General features: G+C 61.0%; 21 protein-coding genes. 11 read left to right on the top strand and 10 right to left on the bottom strand.

Annotated features, from left to right (window positions below; all coding sequences use genetic code 11):
- Positions 1-68: 68 nt before the first annotated feature.
- On the bottom strand, positions 69-1,880 hold the full coding sequence (locus ACOSV0_RS25970) for a diguanylate cyclase domain-containing protein (protein WP_434114943.1): 1,812 nt from the start codon (positions 1,878-1,880) through the stop codon (positions 69-71).
- Positions 1,880-3,001, bottom strand: a complete 1,122-nt coding sequence (locus tag ACOSV0_RS25965) for an ABC transporter substrate-binding protein (protein ID WP_434116146.1) — start codon at positions 2,999-3,001, stop codon at positions 1,880-1,882. Before ACOSV0_RS25965 ends, ACOSV0_RS25970 begins: the two co-directional genes overlap by 1 nt.
- A 711-nt stretch (positions 3,002-3,712) precedes the next feature.
- Between ACOSV0_RS25965 and ACOSV0_RS25960 the strand changes: the two genes are divergently transcribed.
- Positions 3,713-4,495 carry an ABC transporter substrate-binding protein gene (locus tag ACOSV0_RS25960; protein ID WP_434114941.1) on the top strand — a complete coding sequence of 261 codons (783 nt, stop codon included), beginning with the start codon at positions 3,713-3,715 and terminating at the stop codon, positions 4,493-4,495.
- Between the two features lie 326 nt (positions 4,496-4,821).
- The gene (locus ACOSV0_RS25955) at positions 4,822-5,937 is read left to right on the top strand and encodes a succinylglutamate desuccinylase/aspartoacylase family protein (RefSeq protein ID WP_434114939.1); all 1,116 of its coding nucleotides are present in this window, start codon (positions 4,822-4,824) and stop codon (positions 5,935-5,937) included.
- 142 nt (positions 5,938-6,079) lie between these two features.
- Here ACOSV0_RS25955 and ACOSV0_RS25950 read toward each other — a convergent pair whose 3' ends face one another.
- On the bottom strand, positions 6,080-6,886 hold the full coding sequence (locus ACOSV0_RS25950) for a MetQ/NlpA family ABC transporter substrate-binding protein (RefSeq protein WP_434114937.1): 807 nt from the start codon (positions 6,884-6,886) through the stop codon (positions 6,080-6,082).
- Between the two features lie 297 nt (positions 6,887-7,183).
- On the opposite strand from ACOSV0_RS25950, the gene ACOSV0_RS25945 reads away from it, so the two are divergent.
- The 5 genes from ACOSV0_RS25945 to ACOSV0_RS25925 all read left to right on the top strand — a co-directional run bounded on the left by ACOSV0_RS25945 (position 7,184) and on the right by ACOSV0_RS25925 (position 11,988).
- A complete protein-coding gene (locus ACOSV0_RS25945; protein WP_434114936.1) occupies positions 7,184-8,347 on the top strand; it encodes a porin in 1,164 nt (387 codons plus the stop codon).
- Between the two features lie 541 nt (positions 8,348-8,888).
- Positions 8,889-9,662 carry an ABC transporter substrate-binding protein gene (locus tag ACOSV0_RS25940; RefSeq protein ID WP_434114934.1) on the top strand — a complete coding sequence of 258 codons (774 nt, stop codon included), beginning with the start codon at positions 8,889-8,891 and terminating at the stop codon, positions 9,660-9,662.
- Positions 9,663-9,782: 120 nt separating this feature from the next.
- Positions 9,783-10,472: an ABC transporter permease gene (locus ACOSV0_RS25935; protein WP_434114932.1), complete on the top strand. Its 690-nt coding sequence runs from the start codon at positions 9,783-9,785 to the stop codon at positions 10,470-10,472.
- On the top strand, positions 10,469-11,182 hold the full coding sequence (locus ACOSV0_RS25930) for an ABC transporter permease (RefSeq protein WP_434114930.1): 714 nt from the start codon (positions 10,469-10,471) through the stop codon (positions 11,180-11,182). Before ACOSV0_RS25935 ends, ACOSV0_RS25930 begins: the two co-directional genes overlap by 4 nt.
- Before the next feature lie 38 nt (positions 11,183-11,220).
- Entirely contained in the window at positions 11,221-11,988 is a 768-nt protein-coding gene (locus tag ACOSV0_RS25925; protein WP_434116144.1) for an ABC transporter ATP-binding protein, read from the top strand.
- 142 nt (positions 11,989-12,130) lie between these two features.
- On the opposite strand, the gene ACOSV0_RS25920 is transcribed toward ACOSV0_RS25925, so the two are convergent.
- The 3 genes from ACOSV0_RS25920 to ACOSV0_RS25910 form a co-directional block, all read right to left on the bottom strand.
- On the bottom strand, positions 12,131-13,159 hold the full coding sequence (locus tag ACOSV0_RS25920) for an alpha/beta hydrolase (protein ID WP_434114928.1): 1,029 nt from the start codon (positions 13,157-13,159) through the stop codon (positions 12,131-12,133).
- Between the two features lie 34 nt (positions 13,160-13,193).
- Entirely contained in the window at positions 13,194-13,619 is a 426-nt protein-coding gene (locus ACOSV0_RS25915) for an organic hydroperoxide resistance protein (protein WP_434114926.1), read from the bottom strand.
- Between the two features lie 171 nt (positions 13,620-13,790).
- Positions 13,791-14,357 (bottom strand): TetR/AcrR family transcriptional regulator, encoded by a 567-nt coding sequence (locus tag ACOSV0_RS25910; protein WP_408435766.1) that lies wholly within the window; start codon positions 14,355-14,357, stop codon positions 13,791-13,793.
- Positions 14,358-14,505: 148 nt separating this feature from the next.
- Between ACOSV0_RS25910 and ACOSV0_RS25905 the strand changes: the two genes are divergently transcribed.
- Together ACOSV0_RS25905 and ACOSV0_RS25900 are read left to right on the top strand one after the other, a co-directional pair.
- Positions 14,506-14,895: a DUF6232 family protein gene (locus tag ACOSV0_RS25905; protein ID WP_434114924.1), complete on the top strand. Its 390-nt coding sequence runs from the start codon at positions 14,506-14,508 to the stop codon at positions 14,893-14,895.
- A 302-nt stretch (positions 14,896-15,197) separates the two neighbouring features.
- The gene (locus ACOSV0_RS25900) at positions 15,198-16,289 is read left to right on the top strand and encodes a hypothetical protein (protein ID WP_434114922.1); all 1,092 of its coding nucleotides are present in this window, start codon (positions 15,198-15,200) and stop codon (positions 16,287-16,289) included.
- 99 nt (positions 16,290-16,388) lie between these two features.
- Here the strand turns inward: ACOSV0_RS25900 and ACOSV0_RS25895 are convergent, their stop codons facing one another.
- Positions 16,389-18,842, bottom strand: a complete 2,454-nt coding sequence (locus ACOSV0_RS25895; RefSeq protein WP_434114921.1) for a glycogen/starch/alpha-glucan phosphorylase — start codon at positions 18,840-18,842, stop codon at positions 16,389-16,391.
- Positions 18,843-19,584: 742 nt separating this feature from the next.
- On the opposite strand from ACOSV0_RS25895, the gene ACOSV0_RS25890 reads away from it, so the two are divergent.
- A complete protein-coding gene (locus ACOSV0_RS25890; RefSeq protein ID WP_434116142.1) occupies positions 19,585-20,952 on the top strand; it encodes an MFS transporter in 1,368 nt (455 codons plus the stop codon).
- 170 nt (positions 20,953-21,122) lie between these two features.
- On the opposite strand, the gene ltaE is transcribed toward ACOSV0_RS25890, so the two are convergent.
- The 3 genes from ltaE to ACOSV0_RS25875 form a co-directional block, all read right to left on the bottom strand.
- Entirely contained in the window at positions 21,123-22,130 is a 1,008-nt protein-coding gene (gene ltaE / locus ACOSV0_RS25885; protein WP_434114919.1) for a low-specificity L-threonine aldolase, read from the bottom strand.
- A 62-nt stretch (positions 22,131-22,192) separates the two neighbouring features.
- Positions 22,193-22,966, bottom strand: a complete 774-nt coding sequence (locus ACOSV0_RS25880; RefSeq protein ID WP_434114918.1) for a peptidoglycan DD-metalloendopeptidase family protein — start codon at positions 22,964-22,966, stop codon at positions 22,193-22,195.
- A 145-nt stretch (positions 22,967-23,111) separates the two neighbouring features.
- Positions 23,112-23,423, bottom strand: coding sequence for a cupin domain-containing protein (locus ACOSV0_RS25875; RefSeq protein ID WP_434114916.1), 312 nt, complete (start codon positions 23,421-23,423; stop codon positions 23,112-23,114).
- A 249-nt stretch (positions 23,424-23,672) separates the two neighbouring features.
- Here ACOSV0_RS25875 and ACOSV0_RS25870 point away from each other — a divergent pair, with 249 nt between their 5' ends.
- Positions 23,673-23,993, top strand: a complete 321-nt coding sequence (locus ACOSV0_RS25870; RefSeq protein ID WP_434114914.1) for a hypothetical protein — start codon at positions 23,673-23,675, stop codon at positions 23,991-23,993.
- Positions 23,994-24,042 lie beyond the last annotated feature (49 nt).

Raw genomic sequence — 24,042 nt, 5'->3', positions numbered from 1 at the left:
GAAGTAACACGACACGCCCGCGTTTTTTATCGCTGTTTTTATAGGCGCTTTATTTAAACGAAGGCGCTTCAGGCGGTCGGCTCCGCCTCATGGCCTTCCGTTGCGCCTTCGCTCGCCTGCAACTGTTCCTGCTCCTGTTGCAGCCTCCGCGCCTCGAGCACATCCTGGTAGCGCATATACCCACACCGCCCGCCGGATTTGGCCGCATACATCGCAGCGTCGGCGTTGAGCAGAAGCTCCTCCACGGTGGCGCTGTCGTCCGGAAACTGGCTGATGCCGATACTCGCGCCGACCGTCATGCTTTGTCCGTCGATCAGCAGCGGTTCATTCAACGCACCCATGATCCGCGAGGCAATTCCCGGCGCCGCCTCCAGGGAGCGCGGCCCTTCGATCAGCACGATGAACTCATCGCCCCCCAGGCGCGCGGCGACATCCGCCGTGCAGAGCACCTGCTTTAGCCGTTGCGCCACCGCCGTGAGCACCTTGTCGCCAATCGAATGGCCAAACTGATCGTTGATCTGCTTGAAGCGGTCGAGGTCGACGAACAGCACGGCGAGTCCTTCCTCACGCCGCGTCGCGTCTTCGATCGCTGTCGCGAGCTTCTGCATGAACAACATACGGTTCGGCAGACCGGTCAGCCCGTCATGCGTGGCGAGATGCACCAGCTCGCGTTGCTTGTTATGCAGCACATCCATCTGCGACCTGATTTCCCGGCGCAGACGATCGAAGCAGCGCGCCAGCACGCCGATCTCGTCGGTCCGTTTGAGCGGCATCGTTTCCATCGCGTGCTCGGCGAACAGATGCGTCGCCGCGTACGCGAGAATATGCAAAGGCTTGGTCAGCGCGCGGGCAAACAGAATCGCGAGGAACAGCGCCAGCACGCTGAAGATCAATACCATGCGAATAATTCTGTTACCCAGTTGGGTGGCGCCGGACAACACATCTTCGAGCGGCTTGGCGAGGCCGAGCACGATAAAGCGGTTGCCCTCGGACGCGCCGAACGGCCGGCGCACGAACGCGAGCACCTGACCGGCCGCCTGCTTCGGCCGCACCAGACCGTTCAGCAAAACTTCGCTTTTTGACTGATCGAACAGCGGCCTGGTAGAGGAAAAACTGTCCTGCATCAGAACCCGGCGCCCCTTGTCGAAACCGAACGTTTTCGAGGCATCCGGATGGACCAGGAAATCGCCCCATTCGTTGGCGAGATAGACCTGATAGTCGCTCGGCAAATCGCTCTGCAACCTTTTGAGCAGACCGGCAAGATCGATGTCGATAATCACAACGCCCACTACCGCCCCGCCCGCATCCGCCACAGGTGTGCCGAGCCTCAGCGTCGGCTTGTCCTCGGCGGCATGCGTGCCGTACTCGTGATTCACCGAAATCGGCGAGGTGTAAATGCGTCCGGGCGAGAACGCGAGCGTGTCGAACACATACGCGAACTGGCCTTTTTCCTGCAAGTTGTCCCCTTCGACCCGCACGAGACCGTCCCCATCACGATCGAAGCGGATCAGTTCGAGTCCGTAGTGCTTGCGGGTAATCAGGCGGATTTGCAGATACTCGGGATGGTGAACCATGAAGCTGGCGTACGCCTGAGCCAGCTTTTCACGCGGTGCATACGCGCCAGTGCCGTTGTCGGTTTGCGCGACGTCCGCGGAAGACGGCAGGCTTGCGAGCACCAGCGCGTCGGCAGCGACATCGTCGATTGCAACGGAAAAGCGCTGGCCCAGCAGTTCGGTCGAAGTCAGCAGGCTGCGTTCGGCTTCGCTCACCAGCATCGTACGGTTGGCGCGATACGCGTAGTAGCCGGTCGCGCCGGACGCGAGCACGCCGATGCAAGCAAGCAGAATCGATAACTTGAATGTCAGGCCGGGACGTATCATCAGAAGCGCTCCGACCGGTCGCCGGATGCGATTCTCTTCCACAGGTCCTCGCGCCGCTGGATATCTTCCACCGGGCCGATCCAGACGATGTGCGCGTTGTCGCTGTTTTCCGCCGGCGCCGTCAACGTATTGGCCAGCCCCTGGCGTTGCGTCAGCAAGACGCTGACGTCCGGTTCGAGCATGTAATTGATCCACGCAAGCGCGAGCGGACGATCCTTTGCGGCACGCGTCATCGACCAGCAGTCGAGCCACGCGAGCGCCCCTTCGTCGGGAATCACGTAGCCCACGTCCGCGCCGGCGCGGCGCAACGACTCAACCTGCTGGGTGCCATAGTTACCGAACATCAAGGCAACCTTGTGCTGGATGAAGAACGCGGTCGCTTCTTCCGGCAGCGTGTAATAGGTCAGCAGGTTGCGGCGCAGATCGACGAGCTTGTGAGCGATCACCCGCATCTGTGTGGCATCGAGCTGGAAAGGATGGGGATATCCCAGCGCCAGTGCGGTGAACGAGAAATTATGCTGGGCGCTGTTGAAGTCGAGAACCTTGCCGCGATAGCGTGGGTTCCACAATTCGCGCATCGAGCGCGGCGCAACGGCGATCTGCTTGCGGTCATAGATCAGCCCCATCGACGAATACGTGAATGGAATGGCGTATACATTGCCTGCCGAGGTCAGCCCTTCGATCGACGACCGCGCCTGAAATCGCGGCAACTGCTTTTTCGTATTCGGCAAACTGGCCAGATCGAGCGGCGCCAGCAGATTCGCGTGGGTATAGCGTTCGATTTCCGCCGTATTGGCGGCGAGCACGTCGAACGGCGGCGTCCCCTGGGTATGCATCTGCGCCCATAACGCCTCGTCGGAATCGACCAGCGTCACTTCGACCTTCGCGTGATAGCGCGTTTCGAAAGTCTTGACGACGTCGGCGTCCGCATAACCCGGCCATGCCAGTACGCGCAAGACCTGGTCGGCAGCCACGGCCGGTGCCGACGACAAAAGGCTACCGCAGAAAGCGGCGTTTATCAGCAGCGTCAAAAAACCGGAAAGCCCGCCACAGCGCAGTGAATTCGCGCGTGCCGCGACAACTGCGATCCGGCGCCGTAACGATGTGTTGAAACCGCGCATTTCATCTGCCATCGAAATCGTGTGCATATACAACACCGCTTAGCAGAAAGCCTTTACGACGAGCGCAGACAGGCGCGCGGCGTTTAACCGCGAGCGTAGTGCCCGATGACTTTGTTCAGACAGATACCGATACGCGCGCATGCGAAGGCGAGCGCGCGGAGCGTTGATAATAGCGCCAAGCAAACCATTTTTGGTTCCAGCCTCGCCTCAATAGAGAAAAACGAACTACCCGGCCTGGTTTAACAAATTCGCTCATCTGCATTTAACGGTAATTCGTGGGAAATCTTTAACCTATCGTCAGGCTATTGAAACAGGAACGTCTTAATAGTCTGAAATATTCGGTAGTAAATAGCGCTGTTTTAAACGCCGGTTTTGCAAAACATCGCATTGCGCGAAGTATCCGGGCAAGCTCCCGTCATTAGCCAACTTCATTACGAGGCCTTTACAGGGCAACCCGCCGCGGGCGAAATCAATCCAATACGCATGACGGCGGCGTCGAATCCTGGCCAGATTCCGGCTTTAAAAGCTATTCCCTTGCGCCATCCGGTGTTTCACTAGCTACCCAATCTTTTTGAACTGATAAGCTTGGCGCGCGCTGCTGGCCGCCCCGGCCGGCAGCTTCAACCCAAGCCCGGTCGTAAGTCGCGCCGGGCGTCCCGCAGCGGCACAACCGCATACGGGAGTATTTGAACTACACCGAGGAGTTAAACAGTGAAAAAACTGCTAGCGGCTTTGACGGTTGCTCTGCTTGCTACCGTCTCGATTGGCGCACACGCTAAAGATTGGTCGACTATCCGTTTCGGCGTTGACGCCAGCTACCCTCCGTTTGAGTCCAAGGGCTCGGACGGCAAGCTCGCGGGCTTCGACATCGACCTCGGCAATGAAATCTGCGCGCGCCTGAAGGCCAAATGCGTGTGGGTCGAAAACGACTTCGACGGCATGATTCCGGCCCTGAAGGCGAAGAAGTTCGACGGCGTGCTGTCGTCGATGTCCATGACGCCGCAACGCGCTGAGCAGATCGCCTTCTCGTCGAAGCTGTTCAACACGCCGACGCGCCTCGTCACGAAGAAGGGTTCGGGCGTCATGCCGACGGCCGACTCGCTGAAGGGCAAGACGGTTGGCGTCGAGCAAGGCACGATCCAGGAAACCTACGCGAAGACGTACTGGGAACCGAAGGGCACGAAGGTCGTGCCGTATCAGAACCAGGACCAGGTCTACGCAGACTTGCTGTCGGGCCGTCTCGACGCATCGCTGCAGGATGCGGTCGAAGCTGAAATCGGCTTCCTGAAGACGCCGCGCGGCGCCGGCTACGAGTTCGCGGGCAAGGATCTGGTCGACGAGAAGATTCTCGGCAACGGCGCAGGTATCGGCATGCGCAAGGAAGACACCGATCTGAAGGCGAAGGTCGACAAGGCGATCGCCGACATCATCAAGGACGGTACGTACAAGAAGCTCGAGAAGAAGTACTTCGACTTCGACGTGTACGGCAGCTAAGCCAGCCATGCGCGCCTGACAGCGCGCTTGCCGGCTTGCAGGAAACGGGCTCCGCATCACGCGGGGCCCGTTTCGTTTGCGGAACCGCTTGGGCTTGCGGAACCGCTTTGCCGCGCCAACCGGGCTGCGATCGGATCAGGCAGCCCTGCCCGCGTGCCGCGCGTCATCCGGATGGCGCCGCATAAAACCACGCGTCGCACCTTATCGGCTAAGATCGTGCGACAGAGGCGCCGCGAGCCAGCCCGCCAATCACCGACAGTTGCCCATTTTCCCTGTAATCAACGACATAGCGCGGCATACCCCACGTGCCCGCGGATTTGAAAACCATGCAAACCCAAACCCATCCGCTGATTGCCCCGACGCTCGGTACCGCCCGTAATCTGACGAGTTTTCACTATGGTCCAGGCGGCGGGCAGAAGATTTACATCCAGTCGTCGCTGCATGCCGACGAGTTGCCCGGCATGCTGGTCTCGTGGGCGTTGCGCCGCAAGCTTGCCGCGCTGGAATCCGCCGGCAAGGTGCGCGGCGAGGTCGTGATCGTGCCGGTGGCCAATCCGATCGGTCTGAATCAGCACTTTCTCGGCCATCTGACGGGCCGCTTCGAGACCAACAGCGCGCAGAACTTCAACCGCAATTTCTACGAACTGTCGGCGTTGATTCAGCCCGGTATCGAAGCGCGTCTGACCGATAACATCGAAGCCAATCGCACCGCGATCCGCGCGGCGATGCGTGAAGCGCTCGACGCGCAAAAACCGGCAACCGAACTCGAATCGCAACGTCTGGCGCTGCAAAAACTCTCGTATGACGCCGATGTCGTACTTGATCTGCACTGCGACTGGGAAGCCGCAATGCACCTGTACACGAACCCGGACCTGTGGCCGGAAGTCGAGCCGCTCGCCTGTTATCTGGACGCCAAGGCCTCGCTGCTGGCGCTGAATTCGGTGGGCAATCCGTTCGACGAAATCCACAGCTTCTGCTGGTCGGATCTGCGCGGCCGTTACGGCGACCGTTTTCCGATTCCGAACGGCTCGATCTCGGTCACGATCGAACTGCGCGGTCAACGCGAAGTGTCGTACGAGTACGCCGAGCGCGACGCCCAGGCGATCATCGAGTACCTGACCTCGCGTGGCGTAATCGACGGCACGCCGGCGCCGCTGCCGGCGCTCGAATTCGCCGCGACACCGTTGGCCGGCGCCGAGCCGATCGTCGCGCCGATCAGCGGCGTGCTGGTTTACCGCTGCGAAGTCGGCACCTGGGTCGATGTCGGCCATGAGATCGCCGACATCGTCGATCCGTTGACCGATCGCGTTGTCACGCTGAAGAGCAGCGTGGCCGGCGTACTGTACGCGCGGCATTTGACGCGCTTTGCAACGGCCGGGCTGGAATTCGCACGCATTGCCGGTGCGAAAGCGTTCAGAAGCGGGTCGTTGTTGAGCAATTAAGGAGCAGGAGGCATGACTTCCCGGTATTGCCCGCGGAAGCCATGCTTGCCAGGCAAATCGCCCGCTGTTTCAGCGGGCGATTTGCGTTTACGCGTCTGTTGCCGCGCAAGAACGGACTGTTCAAAAACGGCTGAATTGCCGCTCAGAAAGCCGGAATGATCGCGCCTTTGAACTGCGTGTCGATGTACTTGCGCACTTCGTCCGATTCATAAGCCGCGACCAGTTTCTTGACCCACGGCTTGTCGCGATCCTGCGCACGCACGGCGATCAGATTCGCGTACGGACCCTTGAGGTCCTCGATCGCGATCGCGTCTTTGGTCGGCTGCAAACCGGCCTTCACCGCGTAGTCCGTATTGATCGACGCGGCATCGAGGTCGCCGAGCGCGCGCGGCAATTGTGCGGCGTCGAGTTCGACCAGCTTGATCTTCTTCGGATTCTCGGCGACATCGAGCGGTGTGGCGTTGACGCCGTTCGTGCCGACGCCCGGCTTCAGCTTGATCACGCCATATTTCTGCAACAGCAGCAGCGCGCGATTGCCATTCGACGGGTCGTTCTGGATACCGACCTTCGCGCCTTCCGGCAAGTCCTTCAGCGACTTGAGCTTCTGCGAGTAGAAACCCATCGGCGAAACGTAGGTCAGGCCGACGTTGACGATCTTGTAGCCGCGTTGTTTGATCTGGCTATCGAGAAACGGCTGGTGCTGGAAACCGTTGGCGTCGAGATCGCCGGCGTCGAGTGCGGCGTTCGGCTGCACGTAGTCGTTGAATTCGATGACCCTCACATTCAACCCTTCGCGCGCCGCGACTTTGGTCACGACTGACCAGATCTGCGCATCCGGACCGCTCATCGTACCGATCTTGAGTTGTTTGTCATCCGCATGCGCAAACGTTGCCGTTAGCGAAACAGCGGCAATAGCGAGCAGATTCTGGATGATTTTCCGGCGTTGCATGCGTGTTCCTCGAGCGGTTTTGATTGATAGGCGCGGATCGTCGCATGCCGCCGATGCCCCCGAAAACCAATCGTTTTTCACACGCTTATACGCACGATCCGGAAAAAGCTTATGAACCGCGTGCCCTGCTTGATTTCAACTAGCGAAGCTACACGAGTGTCGCGCGAGCGCGACAGATATCAAAAAAAGCCAAGCTGTCACATACCTTACTCTGCATTCCCTTAAATTTCGAGCCATCGCACGACCTTACCAAAGAGCAGGGCTTGGCGATCGCTTAATTTTTTATCGGAGAAAGTCTTGAACAAGAAAGTATTGACCGCCGCTACCCTCGCCGTCTTCGCCAGTGCCGCCCATGCACAAAGCAGCGTCACGCTGTATGGCCTGATCGATGCCGGTATCAGCTATGTGAACAACTCGAAGACCGCCACCGGCCACGGTAACCTCTTCAAGTACGACGACGGCGTTGCTCAAGGCAGCCGTTGGGGCCTGCGCGGCACCGAAGACCTCGGTGGCGGCCTGAAGGCGCTGTTCGTGTTGGAAAACGGCTTCAACAGCGGCAACGGCACGCTGGGCCAAGGCGGCGCGATGTTCGGCCGTCAAGCGTTTGTCGGTCTGTCGAAAGACGGCATCGGTTCGCTGACGTTCGGTCGCCAGTACTCGTTTTCGACGGATTATCTGGGTGGCAACTACTCGACCGGTGGCCAAACCGTCGCGGGTAACTACGCTTACCACATCAACGACGTCGATCAACTGACTTCCAGCCGCATCAACAACGCAGTCAAGTTCAGCAGCGCGAATTTCTCGGGCCTGACCTTCGGCGCGATGTACGGCTTCTCGAACCAGGCTGGCGCATTTGCCGGTTCGCCGGCTAGCGGCACGACCGCGGCACCGGTGGCAGGTTCGTCGCGTGCTTACAGCTTCGGCGTGAACTACGCGAACGGCCCGTTCGGCGTCGGCGCAGCGTACACGGACATCCGTTACCCGAGCCAGGCAACCCCGGCATTCTCGACCAGCATCGCCAACGTCTCGACGGGCAACGTCCGCGATCTGCGCACGTTCGGTGTCGGCGGCCGTTACTCGATCGGCGCTGCGACGCTGTGGGCGTTGTACACGAACACGCGCTTCGAGCCGATCACGGGCGGTTCGACCACGTTCGCGGCATACGAAGCGGGCGCAAAGTACGCGTTCACGCCGGCACTGACGGCAGGCGCGGGCTACACGTACATGCACCTGAGCAATGCGAATCGCGGCCACTGGAACCAGGCCGACCTGAGCGTCGACTACGCGCTGAGCAAGCGTACGGACGTGTATGCACTGGGTATCTACCAGATCGCAGCGGGTCGCAACGGCACGCAGGATCTGCAAGCGCAGATCGGTTCGAGCACGAGCTACTTCAGCACGTCGGGCACGGGCGCGGACAACCAACTGGCATTCCGCGTCGGTATCCGTCACAAGTTCTAAGCGAGTCTTGCCTTTGCCGGCGAGGAGCGTCAGCTCCTTGCCGCTCCGAGGTTATGGAAAACGCCCTGCGGGGCGTTTTTTCTTTTGGGGGACCGGTTTTTCAAGCCCCCGCCAGTTCCTGGCAAAATCTCCTTTCCCCTCTCCCGGCCGCGCTCGCGGCCTAAGCGCATCCAGCTTGCTCAGCTCGTCCAGTCACGGACAAGTGGATCTCAGCGTCATCTTGTATAGACATTAATACGCAAATTTCAGCACCTAAGGTGTATATACCGCCCTGTTATGCGACGTGCGTTCGACAGCAAAACTTAGCCAGCAGGCGCTGAAAACCGGCTAAAACCTTACATTTCGCCAATCGTGTACGAGAAAACCCCAGTTGCTTCGCAGAATATTGACCGGATATCTTGTATATACAAGTTGCACGGATCAGCGCGCCGAACACGCCGAATTCGATACGTCTAGACAACATGGACGCATCCGATACCGGAGGCCGCGCGGGACTCGAACCCCAACACCCGGTGTCACGAAGTACCTTTCTGGAGATGTCATGAAGAAGCTTGCCCTGTGTATCGCGCTCGCAGCCATCGCAACCGGCGCCTACGCAAAAGACTGGTCCACCATCCGCTTCGGAGTCGACGCGAGTTATCCGCCGTTCGAATCGAAGGGTGCCGACGGCAAACTGGCCGGCTTCGACATCGATCTCGGCAACCAGATCTGCGCGCGTCTGAAGGCCAAATGCGTGTGGGTCGAAAACGACTTCGACGGCATGATCCCCGCGCTAAAGGCGAAGAAGTTCGACGGCGTGCTGTCGTCGATGTCGATGACGCCGCAACGCGCCGAACAGGTCAGCTTCTCGGCCAAGCTCTTCAACACGCCGACGCGCCTCATTGCAAAGAAAGGCTCGACCTTGCTGCCGACGCCGGAATCGCTGGCGGGCAAGTCGATCGGCGTCGAACAGGGCACGATCCAGGAAACCTACGCCAAGACCTATTGGGAGCCGAAGGGCGCCAGGATCGTGCCGTACCAGAACCAGGACCAGGTCTACACCGACCTGCTCTCGGGCCGCCTGGACGGCGCCTTGCAGGACGCAGTGCAGGCTGACATCGGCTTCCTGAATACGCCGCGCGGCGCGGGCTTCCAGTTTGCAGGCAAGGACATCGTCGACGCGAAGATCCTCGGCAACGGCGCCGGCATTGGCCTGCGCAAGGACGACGTGGATCTGAAGGAGAAGATCGACAAGGCCATCGCCGACATCATCAAGGACGGTACCTACAAAGCCATCGAGAAGAAATATTTTGTCTTCGACGTGTACGGCAGCTAGGCAGTAGCTGAGCGCCTTTCGCCGGTCTACCCGCCGTCTGCCATGGTTCAGCGTCGCTCGTTCCGCCTGCCCGATCGCCGGCGCCGAATGGGGACGCTGTGCAATCGAGGATAGGAATACATGTTCTTTCACGGTTTTGGCCCGCTTCTCCTTGCGGGCGCATGGGAAACGATCAAGCTGGCTGTGTTGTCGCTGGCCGCAGCGTTCCTGCTGGGTCTCGGAGGCGCCGCGGCGAAGCTGTCGCCAAACCGCGTCCTCTCTCAAATCGGCACGCTCTATACGACGCTGATTCGCTCCGTTCCCGATCTCGTGCTGATGCTGTTGCTGTTCTACGGCATTCAGATCCTGCTCAACAATCTGACCGACGCGCTCGGTTTCGATCAGATCGACATCGACCCTTTCGTTGCCGGCGTCATCACACTCGGCTTCATCTACGGCGCGTACTTCACCGAGACGTTCCGGGGGGCCTTTCTCGCTGTTCCGCGCGGACAGCTCGAAGCAGGCTTCGCGTACGGCATGAGTTCATGGCGGGTGTTTAACCGCATCCTGTTCCCGCAAATGATGCGCTTCGCTTTGCCTGGCATCGGCAACAACTGGCAGGTGCTGGTCAAGGCCACCGCGCTCGTCTCGATCATCGGTCTCGCCGACGTGGTCAAGGCGTCGCAGGACGCAGGCAAGAGCACGCTCGAGTTTTTCTTTTTCACGCTGACCGCCGGCGCGATCTATCTGGTGATCACGACGGTGTCCAACCTGGTGTTGATCTGGCTGGAAAAGCGCTATTCGACAGGTGTCCGGAGGGCCGTACTGTGATCGAAATCGTCAGGCAATACTGGCAAGCCTACCTGTACACCGACGGTTACCGGTACAGCGGCCTCGTCATCACCCTGTGGTTGCTGGTCGCGTCGATCGGACTGGGCTTCTGCCTCGCCGTCCCGCTGGCGGTCGCCCGTTCGTCGCGCAACCGCTTTATCTCCGGACCGGTCTGGCTCTACACGTACGTGTTTCGCGGCACACCGCTCTATGTGCAGTTGCTGCTCTGCTATACGGGGCTCTACAGCCTTCAGTTCGTCCACTCGCACGCCCTGCTCGACACGTTCTTCCGCAACGCGATGAACTGCACGCTGCTTGCTTTTGCGTTGAACGAATGTGCCTACGCCACGGAGATATTTGCCGGCGCGATCAAATCGACCGCCTATGGCGAAATCGAGGCCGCGCAGGCTTACGGGATGTCCCGCTTCAAGCTCTACACCCGGATCATCCTGCCGTCCGCATTGCGGCGCGCGTTACCCAACTACAGCAACGAGGTCATCCTCATGCTGCACGCAACGACGCTCGCTTTCACGGCCACCGTCCCCGACATCCTGAAGGTCACGCGCGACGTGAACTCGGCAACCTACGCATCCTTCCAGGCATACGGCATTGCCGCCGTGCTGTACGCCTGCATCGTGTTTGCGCTGGTATGGGCGTTCCGCAGAATGGAAACCCGCATGCTGGCCTATCTGAAGCCGCAAGGGCATTGAACCTGGCTACCGTTAGCCAAGATGGAGTGTATCGAGATATGTATAAGCTGATTGTCGACGATCTGCACAAGAAGTTCGGTGACAACGAGGTTCTGAAGGGCGTATCGCTCAAGGCGAAGGCCGGCGATGTCATCAGCATCATCGGTTCGAGCGGCTCGGGTAAAAGCACCTTTCTACGCTGCATCAATTTTCTTGAGCAGCCTTGTTCGGGGCGTATCACGCTCAACGCTGAAGAGATCCAGACCAAGCCGGATAGAACCGGCGCCTTGCGGGTGAGCGATCACAAGCAATTGCAGAAGATGCGCACCAAACTGTCGATGGTGTTTCAGCACTTCAACCTGTGGGCGCACATGACGGTGCTCGAAAACATTGTCGAAGCGCCCATCAGCGTGTTGGGATTGAGCCGGGCTGAAGCGGAAACGCGGGCTCGCAAGTACCTGACCAAGGTTGGACTCAACGCGAACATGGAAGGCAAGTATCCTTCACACCTTTCGGGCGGACAGCAACAGCGGGTGGCCATTGCGCGCGCGCTGGCCATGGAGCCCGAAGTCATGCTGTTTGACGAACCCACGTCGGCGCTCGACCCGGAACTGGTCGGCGAGGTGCTGAAAGTGATGCAGGCTCTCGCTGAAGAAGGCCGTACGATGATCGTGGTCACGCACGAGATGGGATTTGCCCGCAACGTGTCGAATCACGTGGTCTTTCTCCACAAGGGAAAGATCGAAGAAGAAGGCCATCCTCAAGACGTTCTGGTCAACCCGAAAAGCGAGCGCCTGGGCCAGTTTCTTACCGGCAGCCTCAAATAGGCGGCTTCCGGGAAAGCTTCGATAACCGTAACAATATTCGGTATCGGCACATGACGATGCCTTGCGTGAACGTAACGTCGAATGCGCAGATCGCCGCGGCACCCTGCTGTTATGCAAGGTGCCGCGATCACGGTTGCACGCGTTACTTCAGACGCATCTGCAGCTCGTTGGCAAGCTGCCGGGTTGCGGCTTTGGTGGGCGCGTCGCCGGCAAGTGCATTAAGCAAGCCAAAGTCGTGGATCGTGCCGTTGTAGCGGACCGTGGTGACTTCATCGCCCGCAGCGTCGAGTTTGCGACCATAAGCCTCACCTTCATCACGCAGCACGTCGAACTGCGCGACCTGGATCAGCGCCGGCGGCAGCCCCTTCAATTGATCGACTGAAGCACGCAGCGGCGAGGCGTAAATCTCGTTACGTTGCTTCGGATCCTTGGTATAGGCATCCCAGAACCACTTCATCATCGGCCGGGTCAGGAAATGGCCTTCCGGATAGGCGTTGTACGAGCCGTCATTGAAATTGTTGTCCGTCACCGGCCACATCAAACCTTGAAAACGGATGGCGGGGCCCTGCTTGTCCTTCGCCATCAGCGAGACAACCGCAGCCATGTTGCCGCCGACGCTGTTCCCCACTACCGCAAGGCGGCTGCCGTCCACACCGATTTCATTGCCATGCTCCGCGACCCATCGGGTAGCCGCATACGCCTGGTTGATCGCCACCGGGTAACGCGCTTCGGGCGACGGCGTGTAATCGACAAACACCGCCACAGCACCCGATTGCACGACGAGGTCACGCACCAGCCGCTCGTGCGTCAGGAAGTCCCCAAGAATCCAGCCACCGCCGTGGAAGAACATGAAGACCGGCAGCGTGCCCGTTGCGCCTTGCGGCCGCACGATCGTGATCGGCACGCTGATGCCGTCCTGCTCAATGGTCTTGTTCGACACATCGATGCCGGACAGATCGACCTTCACGCTGTTCTGCGCACCGATCAGCACCTGGCGCGCTTGCGCCGGTGTCAACGTATTGATGGCCGGTCCGGTGCCGCTGTTCAGCGCATGCAGGAACTGACTGGTCACCAGATTGGGCGAGGCCGGTGTTGCCGGGCTGGCGGCAATGGCGAGAGTGGAACTGGCGGCAAGAGCGGCTGCGAGCAGCAAGGGCTTGAAGGTCTTCATGGCTTATTCCTTTGTGAATCGATTGGGTGCGTGATTAAACGATCGTGAGGGTGACGTCGATGTTGCCGCGGGTGGCGTTCGAGTAAGGGCAGACGATGTGCGCCTTGTCGACCAGAGCCTGGGCCGCTTCGCGTGTCATGCCGGGCAGGGATATCTTCAGTTCGACTTCGATACCAAAGCCGTTCGGGATCGCGCCGATGCCGACGCTGCCGTCGATCGAAACATCTGCGGGGATGGCGACCTTGTCGCGCGCCGCCACGAACTTCATCGCGCCGAGGAAGCAGGCGCTGTAGCCGGCGGCAAAAAGCTGCTCGGGATTGGCGCCTTCGCCGCCCGCACCACCCAATTCCCTGGGCGTGGTCAGCTTGAAGTCGAGATTGCCTGCGGGGACGACAGCACGGCCGTCGCGGCCGCCCGTGGCATGAGCGTGGGCGCGGTAGAGAACTTTTTCGACTGACATGGTGAAGCTCCTTTAAAAGAGGACAGTATTCAGACTCTGCTATCTACTACTAGATAGATACATCTACGAAAAAAACGGACGATTCAACATCACATCTACCCTTATCTATCTACTCAAAGATAGATAAGGGAATCAAACAAAGAGGTGGCTGACCACCTCACATCGACTGCGTTATCGCGCAATCTTCACCGAAGCCTCGACGTCTTCGAGTCGAGCCTTGGTGTGAAACAACCGGCTTGCCAGCACACTGCCCTGAAAAGCCGCGTAGAGGGCGCGCGCCGCAGTTTCCGGTTTGCCGTTCACCGCCAGCGTATGTTCCTTCACGCCCTGCGCCAGAACCTTGGCCAGCCAGCTTTCGTTGGCCTTGAAAAAAGCCTGCACCGCTTGCCGGATGTTATCGGGCAGCGACCCGATATCGGCAGCCAGCATGCCGCACAGACAGATCTGATCGCCGTCACCCAGGGTCCTGCCGAACAGCTTCCCGTACTTGTTAAGCTTTACATCGGCCGGCAACGAAGCGTCGATTGCATGGATGGCGTTGAGTACTTCCTTGCTGTACTCGTTGACCGCTTCCAGAACCAGATCGTCTTTCGACGGAAAGTAGTAATGGATGCTCGAGGTCTTTACGCCAACCAGACTGGACAGATCACGGTAGCTAAACCCGTTGTAACCACGCAGCATGATGAGCGTGATTGCGTGGTCGAGGATCTGTTCGCGCACTGTCGTTGTCGTTTCCATGGATCGAACTATATCTACTCATAGATAGATTGTCAAGCGACTCTGTCATCGGATTTCGCGTGGGCTGTCAGGAGGCTTTACGGCCCGTAACTTCAGGCATTTGAAGTCTGGTACGCTGCGGCCTTTGCTACCGATTGCATTCGACTCAATGGAAAACCCCTTCAACGATCGCGGCGTGTCGGTCACGCGCAACGCACTCTCGTCGGCCGGCCAGGTCTTTACGCTGCGCGACATCGTCGACGTACAGGTCGTCACCGTGCCGAAGAATAAAGTCTTGCCACGTGCAATCTCGCTGCTTGGACTCGTTGGCGCTATCGTCGGCGGGATATTGCGCTCGCCGGTCGGCATGGTGTGCGGCACGATGCTGGTGGTGGTCGGCTGGCTGACGTGGGCGACTCAGGACGTCACGCATCGTCTGATGGTGCAGACCGCGAACGGCCTGCGCGAAGCGCTCATGAGCACCGATCGCGAGTTCGTCGAGCGCGTCGCCGCGGCCGTGCACGAGGCGAAGGCAGCCGCTCCGGCGCCGAAGGCTTGAGCGTTCGCCATTCGCAAAACGCCGGGCGTTGCGCGTTAACACAAAATTGATTCGCGACGCGGCAGCTTGCTGGCCGCCCTCAAGCCTTTACACATTTTTGCAAGTGCCCGCGGGTGGCCATGTAGAGTCGCCGCTCCTGTTATCGCGTGTTCCCTCCCGCAGGCCCCGCAAGCGTCCCGGTTTCCCCGTCCACGCCGCGGCAATTCACCGCAGTTGCTGCCAGTGCTGTCCAGGCTACCCCACTCGCAGCTTATGATGCATCGCCTTCGCCAGGGACCCGCCTTTTTGCAAAGCGTGATCCTATGTTCCTGTCGTCTCTCCATGCCGCGCGCCGGCATGTCGCTCATCATTTTCGTCATTCAGCCGTGGCGGCGCTGGTCGCAAGCGGCGCGCTCGCCGCGCTGACCGGCTGCGCCACCACCTTCCCTACTCCCGCACCACCCGCGGCAAGCGCCACGCTGATCAACGGCGGCCGCGACGGCCTGCTGATTCCGCTGCACGTGGAACGCGCCGACGAAGATCATGCGCGTCTCGGCCTGCCGGTCCAGCTCGACGGTAAGGCGGTGTATATGGAGCTCGACACGGGGACGCAAGGCGCACGCGTGTTGAAGTCGGTGCTGCCGGGTTCGAACTATGCAAGCTTCGGCGGCATGACGTCGCTGTCATTTGCAAACGGCGTGGAGATTCTGGGCTCAGGCATCAAAGTGCCGTTCAGCCTCGCCAGCACCACGCCAACGCCGATCGCCGCGCAAGCGGTGGACGTCGTGCGCTGCCTGCCGAACGCACGGCACTGTGTCGGAATGGACGGCTACACCGGTGAATTCGGCTGGGCGTTTTCCGGCATCGTCGGCGTCGGCGCCGCGCAACCGGACGACAACAGCTACACGCAACCGCTGCGCGCGTTGCCCGGCAACGTCGGCCAACGCTATCTGGTGCACGCGAATTTCGCGAAACCGTACATGCTGCTGAGTCCCTCGAGCGCGATTACGAAAGATTACGCAATGGTGCCGATGACCGTGTCGAACGACGGCAATCCGCAATGGCCGCGCGGCTGCGTGAATGTGGGCGACAAGATGACCTTCTGCGCACCGCTGGTGTTCGCGACCGGCAGCACCGGCATGATCCGCATCGAAACGGACGCGGCGCCCAACTGGACCGGTGACGGCGATGTCGGCAACGTGCTCGAACAGGGCAACTATGAAACGGCAATCGGTACCGGCCCGTGGGTGCACCGTTACGAGCAGGCGCAAGTCACGATCGTCAAGGCGAAGCCGGGCGCTAACCGCATCGTGGTCGGTTTGATGGCGATGCAGAACATCGACGTGCTATTCGATTTCCCGCGCGCACAGTTCGGTTTGCATGCAGTGAGCGAGAGCGAGCGATTCGCTCCGTGATATTCATCGTTCGATAAAAAAAGGCCGTGCGGAGTTTTTCGCACGGCCTTTTTCATTTGAGCAGGCGCGTTAAAAAACGCAATCACCAACCCGCCTGCATCACTCCATACTGAGCGGATTCACGTGCCAGATATTGCGCGCATATTCGCCAATCGTACGGTCTGACGAAAACTGCCCCATGCCCGCGACATTTTCGATCGCACTCTCGGCCCATCCGCGCTTGTCGACGAAACGCGCATCCACTTCATCTTGCGCTTTCGAAAACGCGGCGAAATCGGCGAGCACCATGTAGTGATCGCCCCAATCCACGAGCGTGTGGAAGATATCCGAGAAGCGCCGCGGGTCGTCCGGCGAGAAGTAGCCCGAGCGAATCTGGTCGAGCGCCATGCGCAATTCCGGATTCTCTTCGTAGACTTGCCGCGGCCGGTAGCCGGTGGCGCGCAGGCTGTCCACTTCGTCAGCGGTGTGGCCGAAAATGAAGATGTTGTCGCGCCCCACTGCGTCGCAGATCTCGATGTTGGCGCCGTCCATCGTGCCGATCGTCAACGCGCCGTTCAACGCGAGCTTCATGTTGCCGGTGCCTGACGCTTCGGTGCCGGCCATTGAAATCTGTTCGGACAGATCGGCTGCCGGAATAATCAACTCGGCCACGCTGACGCCGTAGTTCGGCACGAACACCACCTTGAGGCGGTCGCCGATCAACGGATCGTGATTGACCTTCTCGCTGACGTCGCCGATCAGCTTGATGATCGTCTTCGCCATGCGATACGCGGACGCGGCCTTGCCGGCGAACATCACCACGCGCGGCACCCAATCGCGCTCCGGATTCGCGCGAATCTGGTTGTAGCGCACGATGACATGCAGCACGTTCAGCAACTGCCGCTTGTATTCGTGAATACGCTTGACCTGCAGGTCGAACAACGCATCGGGATCGAAGTGCAGTTTGGTGTGATGCGCGAGCCGCTGCACGAGCCGCAGTTTGTTCTGCCGCTTCGCTTCACGGAAAGCGTCGATAAAGGCGCCGTCGCTGCGCAGATTGCGCAGTTGTTCCAGTTCGAACAGATTGCTGCGCCACTGCTTGCCGATCTGCTGATCGATCAGCGACGACAGCGACGGACTCGCCTGCGCCAGCCAGCGCCGCGGCGTGATGCCGTTGGTGACATTGGTGAAACGGTCCGGATAGATACGCGCGAAGTCGGCAAAGATATCGCGCGTCATCAGTTGCGAGTGCAGCTTGGATACGCCATTCACCTTGTGACTCGCGACGATCGCCAGATACGCCATCCGCACACGCCGCTGGCCATATTCGTCGACCAGCGAAATGCGGCGGATCATCTCGCCGTCATGGCCGGATTGTTCGCTGACATGCTTGAGAAAACCCGCGTTGATCTCGAAGATGATCTCCAGATGCCGCGGCAAAAGGCGCGCGAGCATCTCGACATCCCACGTTTCGAGCGCTTCGGGCATCAAGGTGTGATTCGTGTACGAGAAAATTTTCGTGACGTGCTGCCAGGCCTTGTCCCACGGCTGATGATGAACATCCACCAGCAAACGCATCAGTTCCGGAATCGCCAGCACCGGGTGCGTATCGTTCAGATGCACCGCGACCTTTTCGGAGAAACGCCCGAACGTGCTGTGCGTGCGCTGATAGCGGCGAATCAGATCCTGCATCGTCGCTGAAACGAAGAAGTACTCCTGACGCAGCCGCAATTCGCGGCCGGCCGGCGTCGAATCATCCGGATAGAGCAGCCGCGACACGTTCTCAGACATGTTCTTGGTATCGACTGCGTTGCGATAATCGCCGCGATTGAACGCGCCGAGGTCGAGCTCTTCGGTCGCGCGTGCGGACCACAGGCGCAGCGTATTCGTCGCACTGGTCGCGTAACCTGGAATCACCGTGTCGTAAGCCGTGGCGTTCACATGCTCGGTGTCGATCCACTCGACATGCTCGCCACGCTGCACGGTGCGTCCGCCGAAGTGCACCATGTACTTGATCTCGGACCGCGGAAACTCCCACGGATTGCCCGCGCGCAGCCAGTAGTCCGGTGCTTCGACCTGCTCGCCGTCGACGATCTCCTGACGGAACATGCCGTATTCATAGCGGATCCCGTAGCCGAAGCCCGGAATGCCGAGCGTCGCCATCGAATCGAGAAAACAGGCGGCGAGCCGGCCGAGACCGCCATTGCCGAGGGCGGCGTCCGGCTCGATATTGACCAGCGTGTCCATATCGACGCCGAGACCCGCCAGCGCTTCCTTCATCTGATCGTGAATGCCGAGCGCGAGCAACGCGTTCGTAAACGTGCGGCCGATCAGGAATTCCATCGACAGGTAGTAAACGCGTTTGACGTCCTGTTCGTACTGCAGGCGCGTGGTCTTCATCCAGCGCGCGACCAGCCGGTCGCGCACGGCGAGCGCCGCGGCATGCAGCCAGTCATGCGGGTGAGCGGTGACGGCGTCCTTGCCGACGCCGTACATCATGCGATTGGAAATTGAGCGCCGTAGCGCGTCGACGGTACTGTTGAGCTGGTCGAATTCCAGATCGACGGCTGTCATCGAAGCCTCCGGGAAAAAACGACGCGACATACGCGAACCGCATAGATGACGGACGGGAGGCGCGTGCCGGTCAGGCGGGTTAACGAACAGAGTACGACATTTTACGGCCCACCGACACCGGCGAGCGCGAGCGGATGCTCACGCACATGCCATGCCCGTCGACATATGGGGCTTCACGCGTTTTGCGCACGCACGCGGTGCAGAGGCAGCCTGTGCACAGCACCGGGCGCGTGCATCGGCCCGCAAAACAGGCAAACGATGGCGAACAACGAAAGCCGACTGCATGGAAGCTGCAGCACGATTATCTTTTTCGACGTGTGACGTGCCGATGAAGGGCGTTGACTGGTTCGATACGTGGTCAAATCGGCGCGCCTCGTCTGCTGAACTGTTATGCCGAAGCGATATCCTGTGATGACGCGGGCGCCCGCCGATTCGAAGATGCCGCGCGGAATTGACCGTTAGTTGCGTTATGGGCGTCCGATAAAGTGCCCCGCCCCGCCGGCCTCCCAGCACGATTTCCACGTCTCTGTAACAATCACTTCATTCGCCGCGCGCCGCCCTGATCGCTGGACTTAGGCTCCGCGCTTCACGCCTCGCAACCCTGCCCCTGCACGCCGCCGTGCTGTCCCTTCGACGCACCCGGCGCTGCGGCATGCATAACCCGACGAGCCACGCCTTGTCCGATAAACCCAGCGCCACCCGTGGTGGCTCGCTCGACCAGACCTTTCCTGCGGACGGCCCGATGTCCGCCGCCAACCGCCGTGCGATGGCCGCGATCATGCTCGCGGTCGCACTCGCCACGCTCGATACCGCGATCGCCAACACCGCCCTGCCCGCCATCGCGGCGGATCTGCATGCTGCGCCCGCGGCTTCGGTGTGGATCATCAACGCCTACCAGCTCGCGATGGTCGCGACACTGCTGCCGCTTGCAGCGCTCGGCGACATCGTCGGGCATCGCAGGATTTATATCGGCGGCATTGCGCTGTTCACGCTGGCGTCGCTGGCGTGCTCGCTCGCGTCGACACTGCCGATGCTGGCCGCCGCGCGCGTGCTGCAAGGACTCGGCGCAAGCGCCATCATGAGTGTCAACACGGCGCTGATCCGCTATCTGTATCCGCCGCATCGGCTTGGGCGAGGCTTGGGCACCAATGCGCTGATCGTCGGCGTGTCGTTCGCGGTCGGGCCGACGGTGGCGTCGCTGATTCTCTCCGTTGCCGCATGGCCGTGGCTGTTCGCGGTCAACGTGCCGCTCGGTCTGCTGGCGCTGGGCTTCGCGTGGCCCGCGCTGCCGCATACCGCGCGCGGCACCCACACCTTCGACCCGATTGCGGCGCTTCTCAACGTGATCACCTTCGCCGCGCTGATCTTCGCGCTCGGCGAGGCGGCCCAGCGCGCCTCGACGCAACTGGTGCTGAGCGCGGCCGCGATCGCCGTGGTGTTCGGCGTATTGCTGATTCGCCGTGAAGCCGGTCATCCCGCGCCGATGCTGCCCGTCGATCTGTTCAAGCGGCCGGTGTTTGCGTTGTCGGCGGTGACCGCGGTGTGCTCGTTTGCCGCGCAAGGGCTGGCGTTCGTGTCGCTGCCGTTCTACTTCGAGGATGTCCTGCATCGCAGCCAGGTCGAGACCGGCTTCCTGATGACGCCGTGGCCGGTGGTGGTCGCATTGGCCGCGCCGCTGGCGGGCAGTCTGTCCGACCGCTATCCGCCGGGCCTGCTCGGCGCGATCGGCCTGGCGGTGATGTCGGCGGGAATGGCGTCGCTGGCGTTGCTGCCCGCGCATCCGCATGTGCTCGACATCGGCATCCGCATGGCGATTTGCGGTGCGGGCTTCGGCTTCTTCCAGTCGCCCAACCTGAAGGCATTGATGGCGAGCGCGCCGCCCGAGCGCAGCGGCGGCGCCAGCGGCATTGTTGCGACTGCCCGGCTGCTTGGGCAGACCACCGGCGCGGCGCTCGTCGCGCTGAGTTTCGGTATCGCCGGCCGGCATGGCCCGACGCTCGCGCTCAGCACCGGCGCCTTCTTCGCCGGCGCGGCGAGCCTCGCGAGCGGACTGCGGCTGTTCGCGCCGTCACATCGCGCGGGGGTGCACGCGAAAGCCGCGGCGAAATAAACAAAGCGGGCGCACTGCCGTGGCAGTGCGCCCGCTTTTTCTTTTCGGCATTTCGAGCAGGGCGTTTCGATCTTGGTTCTTCGATCTTGGCCCTTGGATCTCAGCGCTCCGATCTCGGCTTCCAACCCGGCCGTTCAATCCAGCGTTCTCAACGACGCTGTCCCACCCGATCAACGCGCAGCGAAATATCCCTTCACTGCCGTAATAAACGTATCGATATCCGCGCGCGACACATCCTTATGCGTGACGAATCGCGACGCGTACAGCATCTGTGTAAGGATGCCGCGCTCCTTGAGCCACGCTTCGAGCGGCGCGCAATCCTGCTGCGGAAACTGCGCGAACACCATGTTGGTCGCGATCGACTGCACCTTGACGTGGTCGATCGATTCGAGACCGGCGGCCAGATGCGCGGCGTTCGCGTGATCGTCGGCGAGACGTTCGACGTTGTGATCCAGCGCGTACAGGCAAGCCGCCGCCAGCACGCCGGCCTGGCGCATGCCGCCGCCCAGCACCTTGCGCCAGCGATGCGCCACCTCGATCAGCGCGTGGCTGCCGACCAATACCGAGCCGACCGGCGCGCCCAGACCCTTGGAAAAACAGATCGAGATCGAATCGAACGGTTCGCATAGCGCCGCGACCGGCTTGCCCGACGCAACCGCCGCGTTGTAGACGCGCGCGCCGTCGAGGTGAGCCGACAAGCCGCGCTGACGCGCCAACTGCACCGCCTCGTCGACGTAACCCGCCGGCAGCACCTTGCCGCCGATGGTGTTTTCCAGCGCCAGTAGCCGCGTGCGCGCGAAGTGGTTGTCGATCGGCTTGATCGCGGCGGCGATCTTCTCGAGCGGGATCGAACCGTCGGCGGCATTCTCGAGCGGCTGCGGCTGGATGCTGCCGAGTACCGCCGCGCCGCCGCCTTCGTACTTATAGGTGTGCGCCAACTGGCCGACGATGTATTCGTCGCCGCGCGCGCAATGCGCCATCAGCGCGGCCAGATTGCTTTGCGTGCCGCTCGGGAAGAACAGACCCGCTTCCTTGCCGGCACGCTCCGCCACCGTTGCCTGCAGACGCAGCACGGTTGGGTCGTCGCCCCAGACGTCGTCGCCTACTTCAGCGGCCGACATTGCCGCGAGCATGGCCGGGGTCGGACGGGTTACGGTGTCGCTGCGCAAATCGATCATGATGAAAGCCTTGTGTGTCTCTGTTTATCTACGCTACGGATTGAATATTCGTGCCGCCCGGCTTACCCGCCTGACTTCGGCAACCACGCAAGCGGATCGACCGGCTGGCCGTTCTGGCGAACCTCGAACTGGATCGACGCCACGCCCCGGCTATCCACGCCGACTTCGCCAATCGTTTGCCCTTGCGCGACAGCGTCGCCTTCCTTGACCAGCAGCGTGCTGTTCTGCCCGTAGGCGGTAATCAGCGAGTCGTCGTGCTTGATGATGATGAGCGGACCGTACGCCTCGATACCCGTGCCCGCGTAAACCACGCGGCCGGTCGCGGCGGCCTTGACCGGGTCACCCGCGTGGCCACCGATCACGATACCGTTCGACCGGCCCGGTGCAAAGGTTTTCAGCACGGGACCACGCAACGGCCACAGCAGCACGCCTTGCTGCGGAACGCCGACAGCACCTGGCGCGCCAGGTGTCGTGGCCGAACCGTTCTGACCGGCAACGTTGACCGGCGGGGTCACCACGCTGCCCGACGCCATTGGCGGCGCGACCCGCAACACTTGCCCGGGATTGACCGCCGAATTCGACGCGAGGCCGTTCCACGCCGCAATCTCCTGCGGCCTGTGGCCATATGCCGACGCAATGCCCGCCAGCGTGTCACCCGGATTGGCGCGATAGTAACCGGCCGGCACAGGAACCGTGGCAAGGGTGGTCGGGCGCGACGGCGCGCTGCTGTAGAACGGCGTACTGTCCCACGGCATCGACGTACAGCCGCTGATCATCACGCCGAACGTGGCTGCGGTCAGCAACCGGGTCGCCGTGGATTGCCATTGTCTTGTCATGTGATTTTCCTCGACATTTGATTCAATCGGATTCAACCAGCCCGAAGCATTTGCCGTACCGCTCGGCGCGCTCGCCGCGACGCCTGTCCATTATGCCGCCGTGTGCATCGGCAATGGTTTCGACACGGCATCGGCCTGAGAATCGTCAGACACTGCCCTCAGCCTCGATCACCAGAATGCGCGCGACACCCATCGGATGCGCGACATGTTCGGTGCCCACCGACGCGTAGAACACATCGCCCGTTTCCAGAATCGCCGACTGTTCCACGTCGCCTTCGCGATAGCGCATCTCCACGCGGCCGTCGAGCACGGCGAATACCTCCTCGCCGTCGTTGACATGCCACTTGTACGGCTGATCGGTCCAATGCAGGCGCGTCGTGATGCCGCGCATGTTGGCGATATCGAGCGCGCCCCACGGGCGCGTCGCGGTGAAGCTCTTGCTGCGAATGATCTTCATGGTGAATAGCAGGTTGAGAAGCAGACGCTGCCGGCACGTTATCCATGTCGCATACCGAACCGCCCGGCCCGGCTGGATCACGCGTTTCGACTGGCCCCATTATAGGTGTTGCGGCAGACGCGGCCGCCGGCACGCGATCGTTCGGGCGCATTCCTGTGATTATTGAATCCTTTCAACCCTCGCCTATACTCAGTCATGCTGCCGGAACGCACCGTACGCAAAACGCCTGAATCCTGCGAGGAGTTGGGGATGAACAAAGCCACGTTTCTGGCCGTGCAACTCAACGTCGACGATATTGCAGCGTCACCCGGTCTGGTCGAGTTGCTGAACACACACCTGATTTTTGCAGCAGACGTTGCCGAAGCCGCCGACGCGCTGGTCCAGCTGGCCAGCATCGCGCGATTGGCGAGCGGCGTCGAGGCCAGCGTCGAGATTCCGGCGCTGGCGATCGAACGGTTGCGCGAGGCGCTCGACAATCTCAGCGGTTACGACGAATCCTGGTTGCTTGCCCTGGAACCAAGCCGCGCGTTATTCGATGAAATAGGGCGCCGGCACCGCACGCTGCATTAAAGCCGCGCGCGGAAATGCATCAGCACTGCTGCGCACCTCCGGCGCTTAT

Origin of the sequence: Paraburkholderia caffeinilytica, assembly GCF_051027425.1 — a bacterium.
In the GTDB taxonomy this organism is placed as follows: Bacteria; Pseudomonadota; Gammaproteobacteria; order Burkholderiales; family Burkholderiaceae; genus Paraburkholderia; species Paraburkholderia caffeinilytica_A.
The sequence above is the reverse complement of the archived record's forward strand: the minus strand, read 5'-3'. Positions and strand labels throughout refer to the sequence as shown.

Excerpts from the sequence above, each read along its gene's own strand:
- ACOSV0_RS25875 (WP_434114916.1), bottom strand. The coding sequence starts at position 23,423 with ATGAAGATCATTCGCAGCAAGAGCTTCACCGCGACGCGCCCGTGGGGC.
- ACOSV0_RS25970 (WP_434114943.1), bottom strand. The coding sequence starts at position 1,880 with ATGATACGTCCCGGCCTGACATTCAAGTTATCGATTCTGCTTGCTTGC.
- ACOSV0_RS25870 (WP_434114914.1), top strand. The coding sequence starts at position 23,673 with ATGAACAAAGCCACGTTTCTGGCCGTGCAACTCAACGTCGACGATATT.
- ACOSV0_RS25920 (WP_434114928.1), bottom strand. The coding sequence starts at position 13,159 with ATGAAGACCTTCAAGCCCTTGCTGCTCGCAGCCGCTCTTGCCGCCAGT.
- ACOSV0_RS25910 (WP_408435766.1), bottom strand. The coding sequence starts at position 14,357 with ATGGAAACGACAACGACAGTGCGCGAACAGATCCTCGACCACGCAATC.
- ACOSV0_RS25890 (WP_434116142.1), top strand. The coding sequence starts at position 19,585 with ATGTCCGCCGCCAACCGCCGTGCGATGGCCGCGATCATGCTCGCGGTC.
- ACOSV0_RS25900 (WP_434114922.1), top strand. The coding sequence starts at position 15,198 with ATGTTCCTGTCGTCTCTCCATGCCGCGCGCCGGCATGTCGCTCATCAT.
- ACOSV0_RS25905 (WP_434114924.1), top strand. The coding sequence starts at position 14,506 with ATGGAAAACCCCTTCAACGATCGCGGCGTGTCGGTCACGCGCAACGCA.
- ltaE (WP_434114919.1), bottom strand. The coding sequence starts at position 22,130 with ATGATCGATTTGCGCAGCGACACCGTAACCCGTCCGACCCCGGCCATG.
- ACOSV0_RS25965 (WP_434116146.1), bottom strand. The coding sequence starts at position 3,001 with ATGCGCGGTTTCAACACATCGTTACGGCGCCGGATCGCAGTTGTCGCG.
- ACOSV0_RS25880 (WP_434114918.1), bottom strand. The coding sequence starts at position 22,966 with ATGACAAGACAATGGCAATCCACGGCGACCCGGTTGCTGACCGCAGCC.
- ACOSV0_RS25935 (WP_434114932.1), top strand. The coding sequence starts at position 9,783 with ATGTTCTTTCACGGTTTTGGCCCGCTTCTCCTTGCGGGCGCATGGGAA.
- ACOSV0_RS25925 (WP_434116144.1), top strand. The coding sequence starts at position 11,221 with ATGTATAAGCTGATTGTCGACGATCTGCACAAGAAGTTCGGTGACAAC.
- ACOSV0_RS25955 (WP_434114939.1), top strand. The coding sequence starts at position 4,822 with ATGCAAACCCAAACCCATCCGCTGATTGCCCCGACGCTCGGTACCGCC.
- ACOSV0_RS25940 (WP_434114934.1), top strand. The coding sequence starts at position 8,889 with ATGAAGAAGCTTGCCCTGTGTATCGCGCTCGCAGCCATCGCAACCGGC.
- ACOSV0_RS25895 (WP_434114921.1), bottom strand. The coding sequence starts at position 18,842 with ATGACAGCCGTCGATCTGGAATTCGACCAGCTCAACAGTACCGTCGAC.
- ACOSV0_RS25950 (WP_434114937.1), bottom strand. The coding sequence starts at position 6,886 with ATGCAACGCCGGAAAATCATCCAGAATCTGCTCGCTATTGCCGCTGTT.
- ACOSV0_RS25915 (WP_434114926.1), bottom strand. The coding sequence starts at position 13,619 with ATGTCAGTCGAAAAAGTTCTCTACCGCGCCCACGCTCATGCCACGGGC.